This is a genomic window from Mycobacterium sp. URHB0021, from assembly GCF_054057895.1.
The window spans coordinates 2273129-2290806 of record NZ_JBSRZT010000002.1; the positions used below are offsets into that span (position 1 = coordinate 2273129).

Consider the following 17678-nt stretch of genomic DNA (forward strand, 5'->3'; position numbering starts at 1 on the left):
GGGCGGCACTCACCGACCCAGATTTTGGGCCGAGTCCCAGGTCAACTGGGTGGGGTCGGCGATTGTGTTGTCGGCGGTGGTGAAATGGCCGGTTTGCTTGGGCACGTTGGGGTCCAGGGGATTGGTGAGTTGCTGGGTGAAGGTGCCCGCGGTGTTGTCGAACACCAGGGTGTGAAGAACGCTGGTGCCTGACCAATCCTCCGACGGCAGTGAGATGAAGTTCACGGTAAAGGTGGCGTCGGTGAAGTCGCCCTGCTTCACGTATGTGCCGTAGTGGTTCTCGCCTTGCGACAGGATGGCATACATCCCGTTGTCGTAGTAGAGCAGCACCGCATCGGGAAACGGCTTCTTCTCGTACAGGTCGGTGTACTTGAAGCGTTGCAGCTTGGTGGGCGTCCCGAAGTGCACCGTCACAGCACCTCGAGCGTTTGCCGGCGCCGCGGTGGCCCGGGTTGCGTTGACCGTCGTGATGGCGGCCGCGCCGAGTACCAGAATGCCCGCGATGACACGCCATTTCGCAGTGAACGTGGGTGCCGACCGAATCGATGTCATGCCGACACGATTCCATACCGTTCGGTTTCCGCATGACTGCAGGCACCGGAGTCGGTGTGGGGCAAACCGCCGGTGAGGCGGCGACGCGTTACTGGGAGATATTCGACGTTGTGAGCCGAGTAACGACCGTGCCCGGAATGTCAGAACAGGTGGTGCACGCCCGTCAGGTGAGTGTTGTCACCGCAAAGAGCGCGGCGCTTGCCGCTGAGCTGCACGAATGGCATTGAACGGCAACGACAAAGCCTTCGGCCGCTCAGCTGATCGGTCATGAACAGTGAACCCGTATGCGCCGGATTCGTTGTGACTTACGCCGGACCACCGACGAGCGTCGCCCCACCGAATCAGGAGAATCACGATGACCGAATTGAACGAGAGGTCGCGCACCACCGCGGCGATCGACCTCACTGCGGCGGTCTGCAAACCGCGGAACTTCCTGATGAACGAAGTTCCGGCCCGACCGGGCATCGCGCCTGAAACGGTCGCACAGAACGCCCCGTCGCTGGGCCCGTTGGAAGCGTTCAAGGGAATTTTCACCGGGCACGGCTTCAACGTGATCTTCCGGCCGCAGAACAAGGCCACTCCCACGGCGTTGCCTGTTCCGCAGCCCGACAGCGACAACGTGCTCGAGCTGAACTTGACCGCCGAGACATTGTCCTTCTCGGCCAGCCTGGGCGCCGTGCCCAACCGGGGCGAGGCGCAGGGTGATGTCTTTCTCAATGGTGTGCCCTACCTGCAGTCCATCAACGATGTCACCGACCCGGTGGTCGCGACGTCCATTCACTTCGAACCCGGACTCTGGATGATCGTTCCACCGACCACCGACCCCAGCGAAACGCAGCCGACATTGGCGCGGCTGGCGTCGATCCCGCACGGGACGACGGTGAATGCCCAGGGCACGTTCTTCACGGTGAAGGGCAGACCCAAGATCGACCCGGTCGATATCACGCCGTTCAAAGCCGGCGACCCGTCGGCGCGCATCCGGTTTCCGAGTCAGACCGTCAGCGATTCTGCGACTGCGCGCATACCCCAGGACCTGTCCGTCGCACCGGCCATCACGCAGGAGTTGCTGGACGACCCGAACACGCTGTTGCGTCAGCACATTGACGGTTTGACAATGTTGTCCACCGATGTGATCCAGATCGATACCCAGTCGACGCTCGTCGGCGGAGGCACCGACAACATCAGTTTTCTGACAGGCGATGCCAACCGGCCCAACGCTGCTGCGATCCAGATGTCGGCGATCTTCTGGATCGAGGAAGTGCAGCTCACGATCGATGTCGGACCGATGAAAGCAGGAGCAACGCAGATCGTCACGCCCTCGATGCCGGGCGGAGCGCCCCAGCCGACGTTCAGTGTCCGGGCGGGATCGGCAAACGCGGAGAGGCGCTCGGTCACCGCGAGCTACCGGCAGATCCAATACAGCCAGACCGTGTCCCTGAATTTCGCGAACCTGACGTGGCCGCACGTATCGGTGGCAACGCTGGTGCCTGCCGATCCGACCACCGTGCAGCTGTAAACCCGTTGCTGCGAGTCGTGACGCGATGGACTCTTTCGGTGCCGTCGCCGCATTAGGCATGGGGGAGGTGTTTCCTTAGACGCGGACGCAAGCAGGCAACCGGATGCGACTCCTGCTGGTACACGGCGGATTTCACGGGCCGTGGTTTTGGCAGAGTGTCATCAGCAGCCTGGCACCGCTGGGGCCGCAGACCGTCGAATTGCCCAGTGTGGCCGCCAAGGGCGAGCCGCGCTACGGCATGCTCGATGACGCGGCGGAGGTCCGTCGTCGTCTCGAAGCCATCGACGGACCGATCGTCGTCGTTGCGGGGTTCGCGCTCGACATCGGAGAATCGTTGCTCGACACCATCACGGAACCACCCCCGTGGTGGAACATCAACGGTGACACGATGACAGCCGACTGCCCCGTCGAGACGTTTTATCACGACGTGCCGGCCGAGGAAGCCGACCGGGCGGTGGCTCGTTTGCGGCCGTCGAGTTACTCCATTGTCACGGACCGGTTGACGGCCGCCGCGTGGCGCGACATCCCGTCCACATATGTCATCTGCGACCAGGACCACGCCATCACTCCTGCGGTTCAAGAGCACCTGGCGCGGCGCTCGACGAATGTCCGCCGCCTGCCGACGAGTCACTCCCCGATGCTGTCCCGGCCAGCCGAGGTTGCTCAGATCATCGCCGAGGTGATGTCGTTCGCTTGAGTTCCGGCCAGCGCGACCAAGACGGCACCTATCGCGAATGGCGGATCGCCAATCGTCCGAGAAACCGGCCCTCAAGTCCTGCCGAACACCATGGCGTCGTCGATGCGCCCGAAGCGGTTGCGGAACGCATCGACGAAATAGTTTTGGCCCACCTTCCAGGGACCTGATACCCCCGACGACTTCGGTAGTTCAGGGGCGCTACGTAGCACGTAGCCCGACGTGAGATCCAGCAACGGTCCGGACGGCATCGCCCCGCTACCCCGATGCGGGTAAGCCGACGTGTATCGCCGCGACTTCATGTACGCCAGCAGCTTGGCGAATGACCGGGCGGTGAGGTCGGCCCGCAACGTCCAGGTCAGGCCCGCGTAACCGACGCACCAGGCGAGATTCGGAACGTCCTCGAGCATGTGCGCCTTGTACATGAACCTGTCCTGCGGTCTAATCGTCGCGCCGTCGACGTTGATCGCGATCCCGCCGAGCGCCAGCAAGTTCATGCCCGTGGCGGTAACGACGATGTCGGCATCCAGGTGTCGACCCGACATCAGTGCGATCCCGGTGGCATCGAAATGGTCGATCTCGTCGGTGACCACCTGCACCCCGTCGTCACGGATCGCCGAATAGAACTCGGAGTCGGGCATCAGGCACAGCCGCTGATCCCAGGGGTTGTACCGCGGCGTGAAGTGCGTGTCGATGTCGTAGCCCTCCGGCAGTTGCGCTTGTGCCGCCCTGCGCAGCAGCCGCTTGATCATGCCGGGGGCCCGGTGCGACAGTTCCCACAACATCACTTCGACCAATGCGATCCGCAACCGGGTGACCTCATGAGCGATCCTGGGGGAGCACACCTTACGTGCCAGCGCCGCACCATGGTCGACCCTCGGCAGCGAGAGTAGGTAACTCGGCGAACGCTGCAGCATGGTCACTTTCGCTGCTCGCTTCGCCAGTGTAGGGACCATCGTCACGGCGGTGGCACCGCTCCCGATGACCACCATCGTGCTATCGGTGTAGTCCAGGTCCTGCGGCCAGTGCTGAGGGTGTACCACGGTGCCGGCGAACTGCTCGATGGCGGGGAAGACGGGGGTGTAGCCCTCGTCGTAGTCGTAATAGCCGGTGCCGAAGAAGACGAATTGGGCACGGAAGGTCGTTGCTTCTCCAGTGGTGCCGTGCGACAGCACCGTCCAGGTATCGGTGGCGGAATTCCAATCGGCAGAACGCACGTGGGTGTTGAAACGGATGCGCCTATCGATCTCGTGCTTATGTGCGGTCGCGGCGATGTAGTCGCGAATCTGTTCGCCACCGGCGATGGCTTCCGCGCGGGTCCAGGGCTCCCACGGGAAGCACAGCGTGTACGTGCTGGTGTCGCAGCGAACGCCCGGGTACCGGAAGACATCCCACGTGCCGCCGATCTGTGCGCGCCGCTCCAGGATGACGTAACGCATTTCGGGGTTGCGTTCCGCAATCCGGTAGGCCGCACTGATGCCGGAAATGCCTGCGCCGATGATGACGACGTCGAATTGTTCGGCATCGCTCGGCGGTGTGGCTGTGGCGGATGGGAAATCGTCGGGAACTGCGATCATCGTAACCTCATTTCCATTGTGGGCGCCGAATCATGTACTGCTCCTTGTGGTCTCTAACGCTTCGCATAACGCGCAGAGTTCAGGGGTGATCCCCGCCAAGGCGAGTCAGAAATTCGAACAACAGGCTGAGCTCAGCCGGCGTCAGCGCAGGACTTCCTTTTTGCCGCAACGCTTCCTGCAGCGCCACCGCGTGGTCTTCCAGATCGTCTGCAGAGCCCGACCGCGACAAGCCTTGAGCTTTGGCGCCTCCTGTCATCGCCGCCACGGTGTTCTCGAAGATGATCGACGACAGTTCGGGATCACGCTCACTCGGCGGCAGCGGCATCTGTGTCAGGATGAATCCTGCTCCGCTGGAACGGAAGTAATTGATCGCGCGCTCAACAGTCATCGTCAGACGACCCTGTTCGCCGAGTCGTCTGATCGCCGCAGTCAGCAGAGCAATCGCCTCGGCGGCTGCCGATGGTAGCCTTCCGGCCCGCGCTTGACTGTAGGCGAGGACGTAGCTGTCGGGCTGGGTCAATCCGAAGTCGACGTGCAAGTCCCAGAGCCGACGTAGCTGCACCACAGGGTCCTCTGCGGTGGGTACGATCCGGTGCTTCTCGTCGAGGTGGCCCTGCAGGAGGAAACTAACGAGGGCGTCAAGCAGGCCATCCCTATCGCCGAAGTGACTGTAGACGACCGCCGGTTGAACGCCGGCGGCACCTGCCACCGCCTGCATCGAAAAAACCTCGGCTCCGCCCTTCTGTAGCAAGCCGGCCGCCGCCCACAGAATCCGCTCCTCGGGCGGCGTCGCCTCACGCTTCGATCCAGTCATGTTTCCGACGATAACAGGATCCCGCTATCGATGGAATTATCGGTGGTATCGGTGCATTAGATATCACTGGAAACATGCTGTTCCTTGAGACCAAGATCATGAAGGGGTCACACGATGACGGCGATAGCAGTCGCATACCTCTCGAATTTCGACCGCAGAGAAGACAGGGCGGCCGGCGCGGACAATGAAGGTCGGTGAGTAATCATGAACGAAACGCTGGCAGAAGACTCGGCGGAAAGCGTCCGCGAAACCGAACTCCTGTTGATTCACGGGGGATTTCACGGCGCCTGGGTTTGGGAGAAGGTTCTCGAATGCATTGAACCGCTCGGATGGCGGGTGCATACGGTTGAATTACCAAGCGTGGCAGGCGTGAGCGATGTGCGCTACGGCATCCACGATGACGCGGCCGAGGTTCGCCGTCGTATCGAGGCCATAGACGGTCCGGTCGTGGTCGTCGCGCATTCTTATGGGGGAGTGGTCATCACGCAAGCGGCCACGGGCCTGGCGAACGTCAGTCACATTGTGTTTCTTGCGGCATTGCAGCTCGACATCGGCGAATCGGTGCTGGACCTCGTCGACGAACCACCTCCGTGGTGGAACATCGCCGGTGACACGATAACTGTCGACCGGCCCCTGGAGATTTTTTACCACGACGTCCCTCGCGATGACGCGCTCCGCGCAGTCGATCGTCTGCGACCGTCGAGTTACGCCATGGTCACGCAACGGCTTAAGTCCATGGCGTCACAGGATATCCCGTCGACATATGTGATTTGCGAGCAAGACCGGGCGCTTCCGCCATCAGTCCAGGAGCACCTGGCCAAACGCGCAACGAACATCCGCCGCCTTCCGAGTAGCCACTCCCCGATGCTTTCCCGACCTGGCGAGCTTGTTCGAATCATCGCCGAAGTGGGCCGTTTTCCTCGGTGACTGGATCCTGGCAGCCGGGGCCCAGTGATGGTTTCTCCGAATTCACGTATAACTGACTGAGTCCTGGGTTCCGGCGTGCATAAACACGTCCACCGCGACTATCACCGTGCACTGAGGCCAGGGACGGATTTCCGGCGTCAGCACCGTTGCCGAATGGAATTGCCGCTGCCCGTCAAGCATTAGTAGTCGGCGTGACCACAAGGGGTCGCCATCGTGGACGGCATTGGCCGAGAAGTCGCGTCAGGCAGCGGCAATCCGAGTCGACTTCTGCTGGTAAACAGCTGGTTTCACGGACCGTGGGTTTCGTGTCCCGTCCCGGCGAGGTCGCTCGGATCCTCGCCGGGGTGATTTCGCTCGCTTGACTTCGGTGTGACCGAACCAAACACGAACGGCGCCACCGGTGATATCGCCGGTGGCGCCTCGTGATTGCTGAACTGCTACTTGCCGGCCTTCGCGGTGTAGGAGTGCGCGCCCACCCCGGCGAGATGACCGCCGTCGACGATCAGGTACTCGTCGCGGATCGGCCTGCCCTCGAAGTGGCATTCCAGGATTTCCCGGGTGCCTGCTGCGTAGCGGGCCTGCGCCGACAGTGACGACCCGGAGATGTGGGGCGTCATGCCGTGGTGGGGCATCGTCCGCCACGGGCGGTCTCCAGATGCCGGCTGCGGGTACCAGACGTCGCCGGCGTAGCCCGCCAGCTGGCCCGACTGCAGGTTGCGCACGATGGCATCCCGGTCCACGATCAGCGCCCGTGCGGTGTTGATCAGGTAGGCGCCCCGACGCATCTTGCTGATGAGCTCGTCGTCGAACAGATTCTGGGTCTCGGGGTGCAACGGCGCGTTGATGGTCACCACGTCGCAGTTGGGCACCATGTCCGCGGGGCTCGGGTGGTACTGCAGGTTCAGCTCGCGCTCGATGGCCTCGGGCAGCCGGTGCTTGTCGAAGTAGTGCAGCCGGACACCGAACGGCGCCAGCCGCCGCAGGACCGCGAGCCCGATTCGGCCGGCCGCCACCGTGCCGACGTCCATGCCCTCCAGGTCGTAGGACCGTCCGACACAGTCGGCGATGTTCCATCCGCCGTCACGGACCCATTGATTCGAAAGAAGGTAGTTGCGCACCAGGGACAGGACCATCATGACGACGTGTTCAGCCACGCTGATGCTGTTGCAGTAGGTGACCTCGGCGACCGTGACGCCGCGGGCGATGGCCGACTCGAGATCGGTGTGGTCCGAACCGATTCCGGCCGTGATGACCAGCTTCAGGTTAGGGGCCTTTGCGAACCGCTCCGGCGTCAGAACAATGCCAGCGTCCGCTCACTGGTGACCGCGCCACCGAGGCCATCAATATCGGCTGGCCCGAGGGGTATACGGACAACCTCGTGGCGAGGGCTCAGGCGGTGTTCGATCGCGTTACCCAGGCCAACGGCGTCGACTATCGAAGCGACATCTTCGAGGGGCAGGTGTTCGCGCCCAATACGGTGCACCCCCTCGGGGGCTGCGTCCGGGGCATGGCGACCGACGGCTACGGGCGAGTCAACGGGTACGACAAGCTGTACGTCAACGACGCCTCACTGCTCCCGGCTACCTGGGCTGCAACCTGTTCATGTCGATCACCGCACTCGCCGAGCGCAACATCGAGGGAATCCTGCAGGGGCACAGCTGACCGGCCAGCCATCGCGGCTAGCGTGAAGCCATGCGTATTGCCATGGTCGTCCTCGGTGTCTTCGTAGCGCTCTTCGGCCTGTTGTTCACACTGCAGGGCATCGGCGTGGTGGGGGGCAGCCCGATGAGCAACACCATGACCTGGTCGATCCTTGGTCCCATCATCGCGCTGATCGGTATCGGCATCGCGTTCGCCGCCGCGCGAGGCCGCCGGACGTAGTCCGTGCGCCGAGCGCCCAGGACAAGGGCGGTTCACGTGGTGCGATGTTTGGCCGGCCACCCCTCGGGGGAATAAATCGTTCGCTGGGCGGTAACGCCGCTCCCGGGACATGCGGTCCGGGGCAGAACACCAGAAAGCGAGCGTGCAAATGGCCGACAACAATTCAGGCCCGGAAGAAGCCGTCAAGGGCGTCGTGGAAGGCGTCAAGGGCAAGGCCAAGGAAGTCATCGGTGTGGTCACCGGTCGCGACGATCTGCAGCGCGAGGGTGAAGCACAGCAGGACAAGGCGGACGCGCAGCGCGATGCCGCCAAGAAGGAAGCCGAAGCCGAGAGCGCACGCGCGGCGGCCAAGGCCAGCGAAGAGCGTCAGAAGGCCGAGCAGTAGGCAGAACTCCGAAATCGGCAGGCACCGCGTCAACAAGGTTGGCGCGGTGCCTGCCTTTCGTCGGTCGAAGGAATCTCGTTCCCGCACAGGCGATTCCGCCACGCTCAACCGGGCACGGTGAACGGCGGGCGAACGCCGGGAAGCCAGCGAATCTCGCGGCGATCGCCCGATTGCGGACGCGGGCGCTCACGGTCCGCAGCGGTCGCGGGCGCAATGCCCGCCGTAAAGTTTGCTGACGTGTCGCGGTGTGATTTACCGCTCACTTTCGCTCGGAAAGCTAAGAAACCGTTATCTGCAGGTCCCTCGAACGTGGCCGGAATTCGATAGCTGACCGAGTGATCATGCAGGAAAGTGCCCTTTGCAATATTGCTAGCACAACATAACGCTTGCATAACGAAGAGTTTCCTAAGCGGCGTCTGAGAGGATCTGCGGCGGTAACGACGTTCCGGAAAATCGCGCCCCGTGGAACTGAAAATTTCGTCGCTAGACTCGATCCAGATCGCGCCGAACAGGGCGCATGAGGACTTGCAATCGAGGGCCGGTGAAAGCCGTGCTGCCGGAGGTACCGATGAAGATGGCTAACTTTTTGATGCCCAAGGACACTGGTGTGTCGCATGTGAATGACGAGACCGCTGTGGAAGCGGACGTCGCCGTGATGGGCTCCGTCGTCATCGACCGCGGTCCCATCGGCGACATCGCCGCATTCACCGAGAGTTCGACCGTCGTGGTGACGAACGCCTGCGGCGACAGCATTTCCGTGCTCGACGCCGTGTCGCTGGCCGTCGAGCGCGACATCGCCGTCGACGGTGAGCCGTTTGCGGTGGTCATGACCGAGGACCGCGCGTACGTCAGCACGTCCTCGGAGAATTACGACGCGGTGGCGGTGATTGATCTCACCAGCGGAACCATGATCGCGACTTACCCGCTGGTCTTCAGCGTCACTGCCTTGGCCGTCAGCCCCGACGGCAAGCGCGTCTACGCCGGCCGGACCGGCCACGACCAGGTCGACGTCGCCGTCATCGACATCACCGCCGAGCGCGTCGGAACCATCGACATTGCCACCGGCGCGGGAATCGGTATCGACTCCGTGATGGCCGACCCCAACGGTAAGCGTCTCTACGTCGCGACCACCGACGACCGCGGCAGCCGCCTCGTCGTCGTCGACACCGAAACGGCCGCGGTGGACCGCACGGTGTGGGTCGGGTCGCCGATCCGTGATCTGGCCTTCGCCGACGGAACGGTCTACGTGCTCACATCGGACCGTGTCCGAGGTGGTGCTGTCAGCGTCATCGATCTCGCCACCGACAGGATCACCGACACTGTCGAACTCGGCGGCGCGCCGACGCAGATGACCATGAGTCCGGACAAGACGCAGGCCTACATCGTCGACTATGACCGCATCGCGGTGCTGTGCACGCTGAGCCTGGACGTCGTTGACACGATCACCATCGGTGAGCGTCCGGCGTGTGTCGCGGTTGGCGCCGACGGGACCCGGCTTTCGGTGGCCGATTACTCAGGCGGTGTCACGGTATTCGCGGTGACGTCGACGCTTCCGCTGCGGTATTCGCAGCTCATGGCGACCGACCCCATCTCGCTGAGCCCGAGGCGCAAGCTCGAACCCGCCGCCGTCTGACGCCCGGCCGATCCGCCGCTGCGGGTGGCGCCGCCGACAAACAGGTAGTGAACTACGCGTGTGGCGGTGCGCAGGCGCTCCCTACGGTCGCAAGCGCAATGAAGAAAAGTGCCGATCGGGGAGAACAACATGGGCATCCCAGCCGCCGCCGACGTGCCGACGCTCGACTTCGGTACCCAAGAAAGGGATGCTGAGCAGGGCGTCGATATCGATCTCAGCACCTGCGTGAATCGTTACGGGCCGCCGCCCGCGGCCCTCTCGGCGCTGCATGCCATTCAGCCCGAAGACATCCTGCTGCACCCGCATGATGCCGCGCCCCGACTCGTCGAGTTGTACCGCGGCGCAACGGGCGTCCCGCACGGCGCGATGATCGCCGGCCGCGGCGCCAGCGAGTTCATCTGGGCGATGGGGCGTGAGCTCACGCCCAGTTCCGTGCAGGTGCCGCTTCCCGCGTACACCGACTACCTGGAGGCGTTTCCCGGACGGGGTTTCAACGCCGCGGGACAGCAGACCCCGACGCTGGACCAGATCGACGCGGCGATGAACGCCGCAGGTGTCGTCATCATGTCCAACCCGCACAACCCGACGGGTGCCTACCTCGATCCCGATGGGCTGATCGACATCGCCGGTGGGCATCCCGCGGCGACCCTGGTGGTCGACGAGTCCTACATCGATTTCACTCCCGAACCGGTGGGCTGGTCGGTGATCGGCTGCGACGTCCCCAACATCGTCGTGCTCCGGTCGACGACGAAGTTCTACGGCATCGCGGCGACCCGCACGGGGATCGCATGGTGTGCCGAATCCGGGCCTCTGGCATACCTGTTCGGCAAGCAGGAGAAGTGGGGCTTGTCGGGGATGGACGTGCGTGTCGCGTGCGCCGCGGTACGCAGCTTCGCGTGGTCGGAGCACACCCGGGTGCAGCTGCACGCCGACAACGCCTGGCTTGCCGAGCATCTCTCCGGCATCGCCGGTTTCGATCTGTTCGCCAACCAGAACGTGCATTTCCAGTACGCCTTGTGCAAGCGGGCTCACGAGGTGGCCAGGGTGTTCCATCGGCACGGCATCGGTGTGCGCGTGCTCGGTGAGGCGCACGGTGTCGTGCCCGACGCACTGCGGATCATGGCACCGCGCCGTGACGAACGAGCCCGCTTCGCCGCGGCGGTGACCGACGTGATCGATGGACGCGTGGCGGCCTGACCCTGCCGTGTCCCGACGGGCCCCAGCCTGATTTACTAGCTTTAAGATAGTAAATCTGTTAGAATCGTGCAGAGGGTTCATGACTGGGTTGGAGGCATCGATGACACTGCGGACGCCGCTCTCCGGGCTCGAGTGTCCGATGGCGCGAGCGCTTGATGTCCTGGGCGATCCGTGGGCGCTGATGATCCTGCGCGAGGTGTTCACGGGTAATCGACGGTTCGACGGACTCAAGGATGAACTGGCGATCGCCGACACGGTGTTGAGCAAGAGACTCCGCGCGCTCGTGGATGCCGGTCTGCTGAAGCGCGTTCCGTACGGCGGTTCTGTCCGCCCTCGCGTCGAGTACTTCCTCACCGATGCGGGATCGGACACGCTTCCAGTGCTGAATGCATTGTCGCAGTGGGGTACTCGTCACACTGAATCCCCGACCGGCGGTTGGAATCTGCGGATCGAGTGCCTGAAGTGCGGCCAGATCAGTGAAAGCGCGGACTGGTGCCGGACGTGTGCGGCGCCCTTGGCCCGCGGAAACACCGGATGGCGCAGGGCCAGCGATCCGCAACGGTTGATCCCACTGGCAGCGGGCTAGAGATGAGCGCGATACACCGCGCTCGCTGGCTTGGTTACTATTCGTTGACGCTCGGCCTGGGAGGGCTGGGCGGAGTCTGGCGTACAGCCGGCCCCTTCGGCGCACCGGCCATCGTGGCTGACACACTGGATGTGCTGTGCGCACTCGCGTGGGCGACCGTGACCATCGCGTACTTCCGGCATGGCGGCCTGAACCCCCGGGCATTCGCCACCGACCTGCGCCACCGGCAGCAGGGCTTCACCGCCGCCTACATGCCGGTGATCCCGCTGCTGCTGCTGGCGCACGTCGGGCGGGGCGTACCGGCGGCCCGGATACTCGACATGATCTTGCTGACGGCGTGGGCGATGATCACGGCAGCCCTTGTGGCGCAATGGATCACAAGGCCATCTGAACGGCGCGCCATCCATCCGGGGCTGTCGATGCCGGTGGTTGCGGGGCCATTTATTGCCGCAATCTCGTTGCAGGCGAACGGATGGGGTGAACTCGCCCCGGCGATGTTCATCCTCGGTGCGTTCTTCTGGCTGATATTCACGACTCTGATCATGAATCGCCTGATGAGCGAAGAGCCCCTGAGTGATGCGCGGTACCCATCTCTGGCGGTGCTCATGGTGCCGCCTGCAACTGGCAGCCTCGCCTGGTTCGCCATGCACGGCAATCGCGTCACCACCATCGGCGCCGGACTGGCCGCGATATTGGCCATGATGGCGCTCATCCAGTTGTTCATCCTCCCCGAGTACCTGCGGCGGCCGTTCACGATGTCCGCGTGGGTCTTTACCTTTCCCGTCGCCGCCTCGGCCAACACGGTCGGCCATTGGGGCCTAGCTGCTCCCGGCCCGGCGGCTGCGCCGGTTGTCTGGGTCGCTGTTGCCATTGCAACTTCGGTGGTGGCACTGCTGGGCATACACACCACTCGAATGTTCGCGAACCACATTATCGTGGGTATCCGCCAGATGCCCTGTGCTACAACCTCATAGCACCAAATGGACGTTACGCCGACGCTGAGTCGATCAACTCGCCGACGGCAATTCGACCGCTCGCGAGGCGTGAAATGCACTGCAATGCATACGTGTTCGTTCTAGCAACGGAATAATTCCTCCCGTTTCCGTCTTGTTGTTAGTAGTAGCAACACATCACAGAGTGGTGAAAAGGAGGTTCTCTCGTGACCGTGATCCGAGCGGCAGCGGTACAGATCAGTCCGGTGCTCTACAGCCGGGAAGGAACTACGGGGAGGGTAGTCAAGAAAATCGAGGAACTCGGCGTCCGGGGCGTGCAGTTCGCGACGTTCCCCGAGGCGATCATCCCGTACTACCCGTACTTCTCATTTGTCCAGCGTCCGTACGAAATGGGCACCGAGCATCTGAAGTTGATGGATCAGGCGGTCACCGTTCCGTCGCCGACGACAGACGCCATCGGGGAAGCCGCGCTGGCGGCAGGAATGGTGGTGTCCATCGGGATCACCGAACGAGACGGCGGTTCCCTGTTCAACACGCAACTCCTCTTCGACGCCGACGGCAGTTTGATTCAGCGCCGCCGCAAGATCACACCCACGTACCACGAACGCATGATCTGGGGTCAGGGCGACGGCAGCGGCCTGCGAGCGGTCGACAGCGTTGTGGGACGCATCGGTGCGCTGGCCTGTTGGGAGCATTACACCGTGCTTGCCCGTTATGCGCTGATCGCCGACGGTGAGCAGATCCACTCGGCCATGTGGCCGGGATCCTTTGGTGGCGAGTTGTTCTCGACTCAGGTCGAGATCAGCGTGCGTAATCATGCGCTCGAGTCGGGTGCCTTTGTCGTGAATGCCACCGGATGGCTCGACGCTGACCAGCAGGCGCAGATAGTGGCCGACACCGGCGGCGGGCCCACCGGGCCGATCTCCAGTGGCTGCTTCACCGCGATCGTCACACCGCAGGGCGAGCTCCTCGGCGAGCCGATTCGATCTGGTGAGGGCGAGGTGATCGCCGATCTCGACTTCTCGTTGATCGACAGCCGAAAGTCGAAGATGGACGCCAGCGGACATTACAGCCGTCCCGAACTGCTGAGCCTGCTGATCGACCGCACGCCGACCGCCCATATTCACGACCGCTTCGATCAGATGCCGGTCGCGAGCGCAGAGGAGATCGATCATGCCGGAATCTGATCCGCACGGCGTCCCATTCCAGGGCGTCCGCATGCGCTACGACAGCGAAAAGTCCTATGACGAACTGGTGGCCGCGTTGCTGGCCGACGTCGGCAAAGAACCGGTGCCGATCGACGATCTCGGCGCCACGACGGCCGGCTGGGACGACTATGAGGCTGCGGTGCAACCCCATGTCGGCCCGAGCGGATTCATGCTGTTCGGCCTGTTCAACCATGGCGGGTGGATCAAGAAAGCGGGAATCGACCGCAAGGTGCTGCGCACCATCATCGGCAACCCACTGATCGCGATCACGATGCTGCGTCATGACGTGACCGCTGGTTTGTTCGCGCCGGTCGAGCTACTGCTCCTCGAGCAGGAGGGCGATCGCAGCAGTTTGATCTATGTGAAACCGTCGTCCCTGATGGTCGTCGAGGACAACCCCGCTCTGCTGGCGGCCGCAGAAGAGCTCGACGCGAAGCTCGCCGCACTTGCATCGAAGGTCACGGCCTGGCCGCCGAGCGCATAGTCGACGTCGTTTTTTCGTTATACCGATAGGCGGCCACCGTTGGCCGCTGCGACGAAAGGGCGACGCTACATGACCCAGCGGTATCCGTGGTTGGTCCCGGCGACGTCAGCCTTGATGCTGCGCGTGTCGTCCAGTGGGGAGTCGGCGACTCCCGCGTCGGGCGTGGATTCGGGTCAGCTCACCCAGTCTTCGGGCACTCTGACCCATTACCGATCCGATTGCGCCGTGGACGGCGTCTACAACGCCGGAGACAACAAGCCCGCGGCTGAGGATGCACCCAACCCGGGGTGCCCATCTGCCTGAATCCTGATCGCGGTCAGCGAAATAAGTACTGCGCAAAGAGGTTCCAGTCATCGGTGAAGCTGTGTGCGATATCCGCAGCGCCGGCCTGCCGCAGGAGGCGAGTCCAATGCTGCGTGTCGAGTTCGTAGACGTCGCGCTCATGCCGGGGAAGGAACGCATTGTCGACCTGGTCGAGACACCAATGGCGCAGGATGGCTTCCCACGCCGCCACGAGATCCGGAGCGCCATCGGCCTCGCCGATCGCGTGCGCGACCGCGCGTGCGGTACGCCGGACGTAGACGTCGATGAAATTGTCGACCAGGACGGGATCGCCGGGGGCGAGGTCGATCTCGTTGTAGATGTCCGCCTCATTGAGCACGCCGACGCCGTCACGCCGGCGGATCGCGGCGACACAGCGCCGCAGAACTTCGGCCTTCCCGTCGCCGTCGAGACCGAACGTTTGGCGTTGGGCGGCGTCCGATCCGGCGACGTGATGCAGCGTCAGACTGCAGACGATGACGTCCGCCGCCGGTATCTCGGCATGCTCGGCGCCGGACGTGACCGGATCGAACACAACGCCCTGCGGCAACCGCGCGGCCACCGCGGTGTGGGCCTGAGGATGTGGGTCGATCAGGGTGAACGTGCCGGCGGACCCCTCGTCGAAGAACCCCTCCCAAAGGGCCCCCGTGCCGCCGCCGAGTTCAACGATGTGCCAATCGGATCGACCGTCTAAGGCCTGCATGATCACCGTGCGATTGTCGCGATACAGGCTCTGCATGATCGGTAGCTTCGTCCACGCCCCGTACAGGCTGGCTGGGCTGAAGTCGGTATTCCACTGCTCGTACGAGGAACCGGCGGCGTCGCGAATGCGCCTGAGCGCCGCGTACTGGTCCGCTCGCGGAAGAGCGATGAGAGCCTCGAGCTCGTCGATCCACATTCTCCCTCACCCGCCGATCCACGATTTCGCCGAACAGCTTCCGTCGATATCCTCAACGGCACACCACCCCGACTCGGTTCACCGTGCCGACAAAACATCGGCGCCGGGCCCGCTCGGCCCCCCTGAATGCGCGCGATCACGGTGAACGATCCGACACTGGCACGGTTCCTGCGCTCGCGCCGAGAAGCGCTGAGCCCGGCTGACGTCGGTCTGCCATCCGGGAAGCGCCGCCGTGTCACCGGCCTGCGCCGCGAAGAGGTTGCGATGCTGGCCGGCATCAGCACTCAGTACTACCTGCGACTCGAACAGGGCCGCGACCGCTTTCCCTCCGAGCAGGTGCTTGACGGGATCGCCCGAGCCCTACTGCTGGGCGAGGAAGCGACCAACTACATGCGGAGCCTGGCCCGGCAACCACCGAGTCGGATCCCACTGTCCCGCTCCGTCGATTCGACGATGGTCTCCTTGATAAACAGTTGGCCGATGACCGCCGCACAGGTGCTCAATGGTTCGCTGACAGTGGTCGCTGCTAATCGATTGGCGCGGGCGCTTTCGCCGACCTACACACCCGGCGCGAACGCCTTGCGGTCACTGTTTCTCGAGCCCGAGATGCGACATTTCTATCGAGAGTGGCCCACTGTGGCCGCGTGGGCGGCACGTTTCGTCCGTTCTCTCATGGGCAACAAGCCCGATCCGGAGTTGGTCGAGCTGGTGGGTGAGGTGACCGCGCGCTGTGAGGAATTCCGCGATCTGTGGGTGCGACACGATGTCAAATGGGCCACCAGCGGGCCGCTGTTGATCAACCATGCCCGGAGTGGGCCGTTGGATCTGCACTTTCAGCACCTTCTTCTGCCGACGTCGGGGCATCTCCTCGTCCTTTGTTGGGCCGAGCCCGCGTCGCCATCCGAGAATCGCCTTCGCGCGCTGGCCGAGGGGCCGCCGGCGACGTCATGAGACTGTTAGTAACAGGGACAGGTTATGCGCACTGAATCCACGTACTTTGGGAGTGTGGAACAAAAGGGATTCTTTGCTGTCCATAAGCTTTCGCCGTTGCCGGATGGGTGGAGGACCACGTCGGTGTGCCATGACGACGGTGCCGCGGGGATGGGATGACGCGCACCGATAACGATCATTGGGACCTGGCGACGAGCGTGGGGCCGACGGCCACAATGGTCGCGGCCGCCAGGGCGGCAGCGAGCAGACGATCCGACGCGGTTATCAACGACGCGTTCGCGGGACCTCTGGTCCGGGCCGTGGGGGTGGAGTTCTTCATCCGTATCGCGGACGGCGAGTTCGACGATGTCGCATGTGATGCGAAGCAGGGACCCGCAATACGGCGGCTGGTCGATGTGCTCGCTGTCCGCACTCGCCACTTCGACCGCTTCCTCACCGAGGCGGCGCATTCGGGCATCTCGCAAATCGTGATTCTCGCAGCCGGCCTCGACGCACGGTCGTACCGGTTGCGGTTGCCATTGACCGCGACCGTGTACGAGGTCGATCAACCGCTCGTCATCGCCTTCAAGAGCCAAGTGATCGCAGGTATGGGAATAGGGTCGCTCGCCGACCGCCGATTCGTCGGCGTCGATCTCAAAGGAGAATGGCCGCGACTGCTTCTGCGCGCAGGTTTCGACAAGAACAAGCCCACGGCCTGGCTCGCGGAAGGGCTGCTGAACTATCTGTCGCCCGAGGCGCAAGATCGCTTGGTGGACGACATCACGGCACTGAGTGTGAATGGCAGCCGGTTCGCCGCGGATGTTCTTCCCAACCTCTCAGCTACCGAGGAAGAGCACTGTCTGCGGATGATCGGCTGTCTGCTCGACACCTGGCGGGATAACGGGCTGAACAGCGACTTGACGGACTCCGTTCATCTCGAGCATCGCAGCGGACTCCAGGAGTATCTCGCGGACCGCGGGTGGCTGGCAACGAAGACGACGACATCAGAACTGTTCGCGGAGAACGGAATTGTGGAGGTCGACGGCGGAGATGCGCATCGCGCTCCGTTCGCTCTCGCCGCATACATCTCCGCTTTTCGTCATTGATACGAGCGGAGGGTAG

The 17678-nt window shown here is 63.4% G+C and carries 19 protein-coding genes and 1 pseudogene; 15 read left to right on the forward strand and 5 right to left on the reverse strand.

The genetic code is table 11. The annotated features are described in order from the left end of the window. Window positions 1-9: 9 nt before the first annotated feature. On the reverse strand, window positions 10-552 hold the full coding sequence (locus ACVWWN_RS13410; RefSeq protein WP_457144337.1) for a hypothetical protein: 543 nt from the start codon (window positions 550-552) through the stop codon (window positions 10-12). A gap of 32 nt (window positions 553-584) precedes the next feature. Here ACVWWN_RS13410 and ACVWWN_RS13415 point away from each other — a divergent pair, with 32 nt between their 5' ends. From ACVWWN_RS13415 to ACVWWN_RS13425, 3 genes are all read left to right on the forward strand, one after another. Next, window positions 585-779 (forward strand): hypothetical protein, encoded by a 195-nt coding sequence (locus ACVWWN_RS13415; protein ID WP_457144338.1) that lies wholly within the window; start codon window positions 585-587, stop codon window positions 777-779. Window positions 780-907: 128 nt separating this feature from the next. Next, complete coding sequence (locus tag ACVWWN_RS13420; protein ID WP_457144339.1) at window positions 908-2068, forward strand: heme-binding protein; 1161 nt, start codon at window positions 908-910, stop codon at window positions 2066-2068. Window positions 2069-2171: 103 nt separating this feature from the next. Further along, on the forward strand, window positions 2172-2765 hold the full coding sequence (locus ACVWWN_RS13425; protein ID WP_457144340.1) for an alpha/beta hydrolase: 594 nt from the start codon (window positions 2172-2174) through the stop codon (window positions 2763-2765). Between the two features lie 71 nt (window positions 2766-2836). Here the strand turns inward: ACVWWN_RS13425 and ACVWWN_RS13430 are convergent, their stop codons facing one another. Together ACVWWN_RS13430 and ACVWWN_RS13435 are read right to left on the reverse strand one after the other, a co-directional pair. Continuing rightward, a complete protein-coding gene (locus tag ACVWWN_RS13430) occupies window positions 2837-4339 on the reverse strand; it encodes a flavin-containing monooxygenase (protein WP_457144341.1) in 1503 nt (500 codons plus the stop codon). Between the two features lie 79 nt (window positions 4340-4418). After that, a complete protein-coding gene (locus ACVWWN_RS13435) occupies window positions 4419-5153 on the reverse strand; it encodes a TetR/AcrR family transcriptional regulator (RefSeq protein ID WP_457144342.1) in 735 nt (244 codons plus the stop codon). A 204-nt stretch (window positions 5154-5357) separates the two neighbouring features. Here ACVWWN_RS13435 and ACVWWN_RS13440 point away from each other — a divergent pair, with 204 nt between their 5' ends. After that, window positions 5358-6080 carry an alpha/beta fold hydrolase gene (locus ACVWWN_RS13440; RefSeq protein WP_457144343.1) on the forward strand — a complete coding sequence of 241 codons (723 nt, stop codon included), beginning with the start codon at window positions 5358-5360 and terminating at the stop codon, window positions 6078-6080. 437 nt (window positions 6081-6517) lie between these two features. Here the strand turns inward: ACVWWN_RS13440 and ACVWWN_RS13445 are convergent. Next, window positions 6518-7375: pseudogene (locus ACVWWN_RS13445) on the reverse strand (NAD-dependent formate dehydrogenase); the annotation flags it as partial. An 83-nt stretch (window positions 7376-7458) separates the two neighbouring features. On the opposite strand from ACVWWN_RS13445, the gene ACVWWN_RS13450 reads away from it, so the two are divergent. From ACVWWN_RS13450 to ACVWWN_RS13490, 9 genes are all read left to right on the forward strand, one after another. Further along, entirely contained in the window at window positions 7459-7809 is a 351-nt protein-coding gene (locus ACVWWN_RS13450) for a hypothetical protein (protein ID WP_457144344.1), read from the forward strand. After that, entirely contained in the window at window positions 7773-7961 is a 189-nt protein-coding gene (locus ACVWWN_RS13455) for a hypothetical protein (RefSeq protein ID WP_457144345.1), read from the forward strand. Before ACVWWN_RS13450 ends, ACVWWN_RS13455 begins: the two co-directional genes overlap by 37 nt. Window positions 7962-8109: 148 nt before the next feature. Further along, window positions 8110-8346 carry a microaggregate-binding protein 1 gene (gene mbp1, locus ACVWWN_RS13460; protein WP_457144346.1) on the forward strand — a complete coding sequence of 79 codons (237 nt, stop codon included), beginning with the start codon at window positions 8110-8112 and terminating at the stop codon, window positions 8344-8346. Window positions 8347-8914: 568 nt separating this feature from the next. After that, window positions 8915-9979, forward strand: coding sequence for a hypothetical protein (locus ACVWWN_RS13465; RefSeq protein ID WP_457144347.1), 1065 nt, complete (start codon window positions 8915-8917; stop codon window positions 9977-9979). Between the two features lie 129 nt (window positions 9980-10108). Next, window positions 10109-11176, forward strand: coding sequence for an aminotransferase class I/II-fold pyridoxal phosphate-dependent enzyme (locus ACVWWN_RS13470; RefSeq protein ID WP_457144348.1), 1068 nt, complete (start codon window positions 10109-10111; stop codon window positions 11174-11176). Between the two features lie 100 nt (window positions 11177-11276). Continuing rightward, window positions 11277-11762 (forward strand): winged helix-turn-helix transcriptional regulator, encoded by a 486-nt coding sequence (locus tag ACVWWN_RS13475; protein ID WP_457144349.1) that lies wholly within the window; start codon window positions 11277-11279, stop codon window positions 11760-11762. A 44-nt stretch (window positions 11763-11806) separates the two neighbouring features. Continuing rightward, a complete protein-coding gene (locus ACVWWN_RS13480) occupies window positions 11807-12736 on the forward strand; it encodes an SLAC1 family transporter (RefSeq protein WP_457144350.1) in 930 nt (309 codons plus the stop codon). 185 nt (window positions 12737-12921) lie between these two features. Further along, window positions 12922-13902, forward strand: a complete 981-nt coding sequence (locus ACVWWN_RS13485; RefSeq protein ID WP_457144351.1) for a nitrilase-related carbon-nitrogen hydrolase — start codon at window positions 12922-12924, stop codon at window positions 13900-13902. After that, a complete protein-coding gene (locus ACVWWN_RS13490) occupies window positions 13889-14407 on the forward strand; it encodes a DUF302 domain-containing protein (RefSeq protein WP_457144352.1) in 519 nt (172 codons plus the stop codon). The genes ACVWWN_RS13485 and ACVWWN_RS13490 overlap by 14 nt, the downstream gene beginning before the upstream one ends. A 316-nt stretch (window positions 14408-14723) precedes the next feature. Here the strand turns inward: ACVWWN_RS13490 and ACVWWN_RS13495 are convergent, their stop codons facing one another. Further along, complete coding sequence (locus tag ACVWWN_RS13495) at window positions 14724-15626, reverse strand: class I SAM-dependent methyltransferase (RefSeq protein ID WP_457144353.1); 903 nt, start codon at window positions 15624-15626, stop codon at window positions 14724-14726. Window positions 15627-15767: 141 nt separating this feature from the next. On the opposite strand from ACVWWN_RS13495, the gene ACVWWN_RS13500 reads away from it, so the two are divergent. Both ACVWWN_RS13500 and ACVWWN_RS13505 read left to right on the forward strand, forming a co-directional pair. After that, entirely contained in the window at window positions 15768-16577 is an 810-nt protein-coding gene (locus ACVWWN_RS13500) for a helix-turn-helix transcriptional regulator (protein ID WP_457144354.1), read from the forward strand. A 155-nt stretch (window positions 16578-16732) separates the two neighbouring features. Next, entirely contained in the window at window positions 16733-17662 is a 930-nt protein-coding gene (locus tag ACVWWN_RS13505; RefSeq protein WP_457144355.1) for a class I SAM-dependent methyltransferase, read from the forward strand. Window positions 17663-17678: the final 16 nt, after the last annotated feature.

Coding starts and splice junctions, on each gene's coding strand:
- ACVWWN_RS13475 (WP_457144349.1), top strand. CDS start 11,277: ATGACACTGCGGACGCCGCTCTCCGGGCTCGAGTGTCCGATGGCGCGA.
- ACVWWN_RS13415 (WP_457144338.1), top strand. CDS start 585: ATGACTGCAGGCACCGGAGTCGGTGTGGGGCAAACCGCCGGTGAGGCG.
- mbp1 (WP_457144346.1), top strand. CDS start 8,110: ATGGCCGACAACAATTCAGGCCCGGAAGAAGCCGTCAAGGGCGTCGTG.
- ACVWWN_RS13435 (WP_457144342.1), bottom strand. CDS start 5,153: ATGACTGGATCGAAGCGTGAGGCGACGCCGCCCGAGGAGCGGATTCTG.
- ACVWWN_RS13410 (WP_457144337.1), bottom strand. CDS start 552: ATGACATCGATTCGGTCGGCACCCACGTTCACTGCGAAATGGCGTGTC.
- ACVWWN_RS13420 (WP_457144339.1), top strand. CDS start 908: ATGACCGAATTGAACGAGAGGTCGCGCACCACCGCGGCGATCGACCTC.
- ACVWWN_RS13425 (WP_457144340.1), top strand. CDS start 2,172: ATGCGACTCCTGCTGGTACACGGCGGATTTCACGGGCCGTGGTTTTGG.
- ACVWWN_RS13490 (WP_457144352.1), top strand. CDS start 13,889: ATGCCGGAATCTGATCCGCACGGCGTCCCATTCCAGGGCGTCCGCATG.
- ACVWWN_RS13455 (WP_457144345.1), top strand. CDS start 7,773: ATGCGTATTGCCATGGTCGTCCTCGGTGTCTTCGTAGCGCTCTTCGGC.
- ACVWWN_RS13505 (WP_457144355.1), top strand. CDS start 16,733: ATGACGCGCACCGATAACGATCATTGGGACCTGGCGACGAGCGTGGGG.
- ACVWWN_RS13430 (WP_457144341.1), bottom strand. CDS start 4,339: ATGATCGCAGTTCCCGACGATTTCCCATCCGCCACAGCCACACCGCCG.
- ACVWWN_RS13470 (WP_457144348.1), top strand. CDS start 10,109: ATGGGCATCCCAGCCGCCGCCGACGTGCCGACGCTCGACTTCGGTACC.
- ACVWWN_RS13440 (WP_457144343.1), top strand. CDS start 5,358: ATGAACGAAACGCTGGCAGAAGACTCGGCGGAAAGCGTCCGCGAAACC.
- ACVWWN_RS13465 (WP_457144347.1), top strand. CDS start 8,915: ATGAAGATGGCTAACTTTTTGATGCCCAAGGACACTGGTGTGTCGCAT.
- ACVWWN_RS13495 (WP_457144353.1), bottom strand. CDS start 15,626: ATGTGGATCGACGAGCTCGAGGCTCTCATCGCTCTTCCGCGAGCGGAC.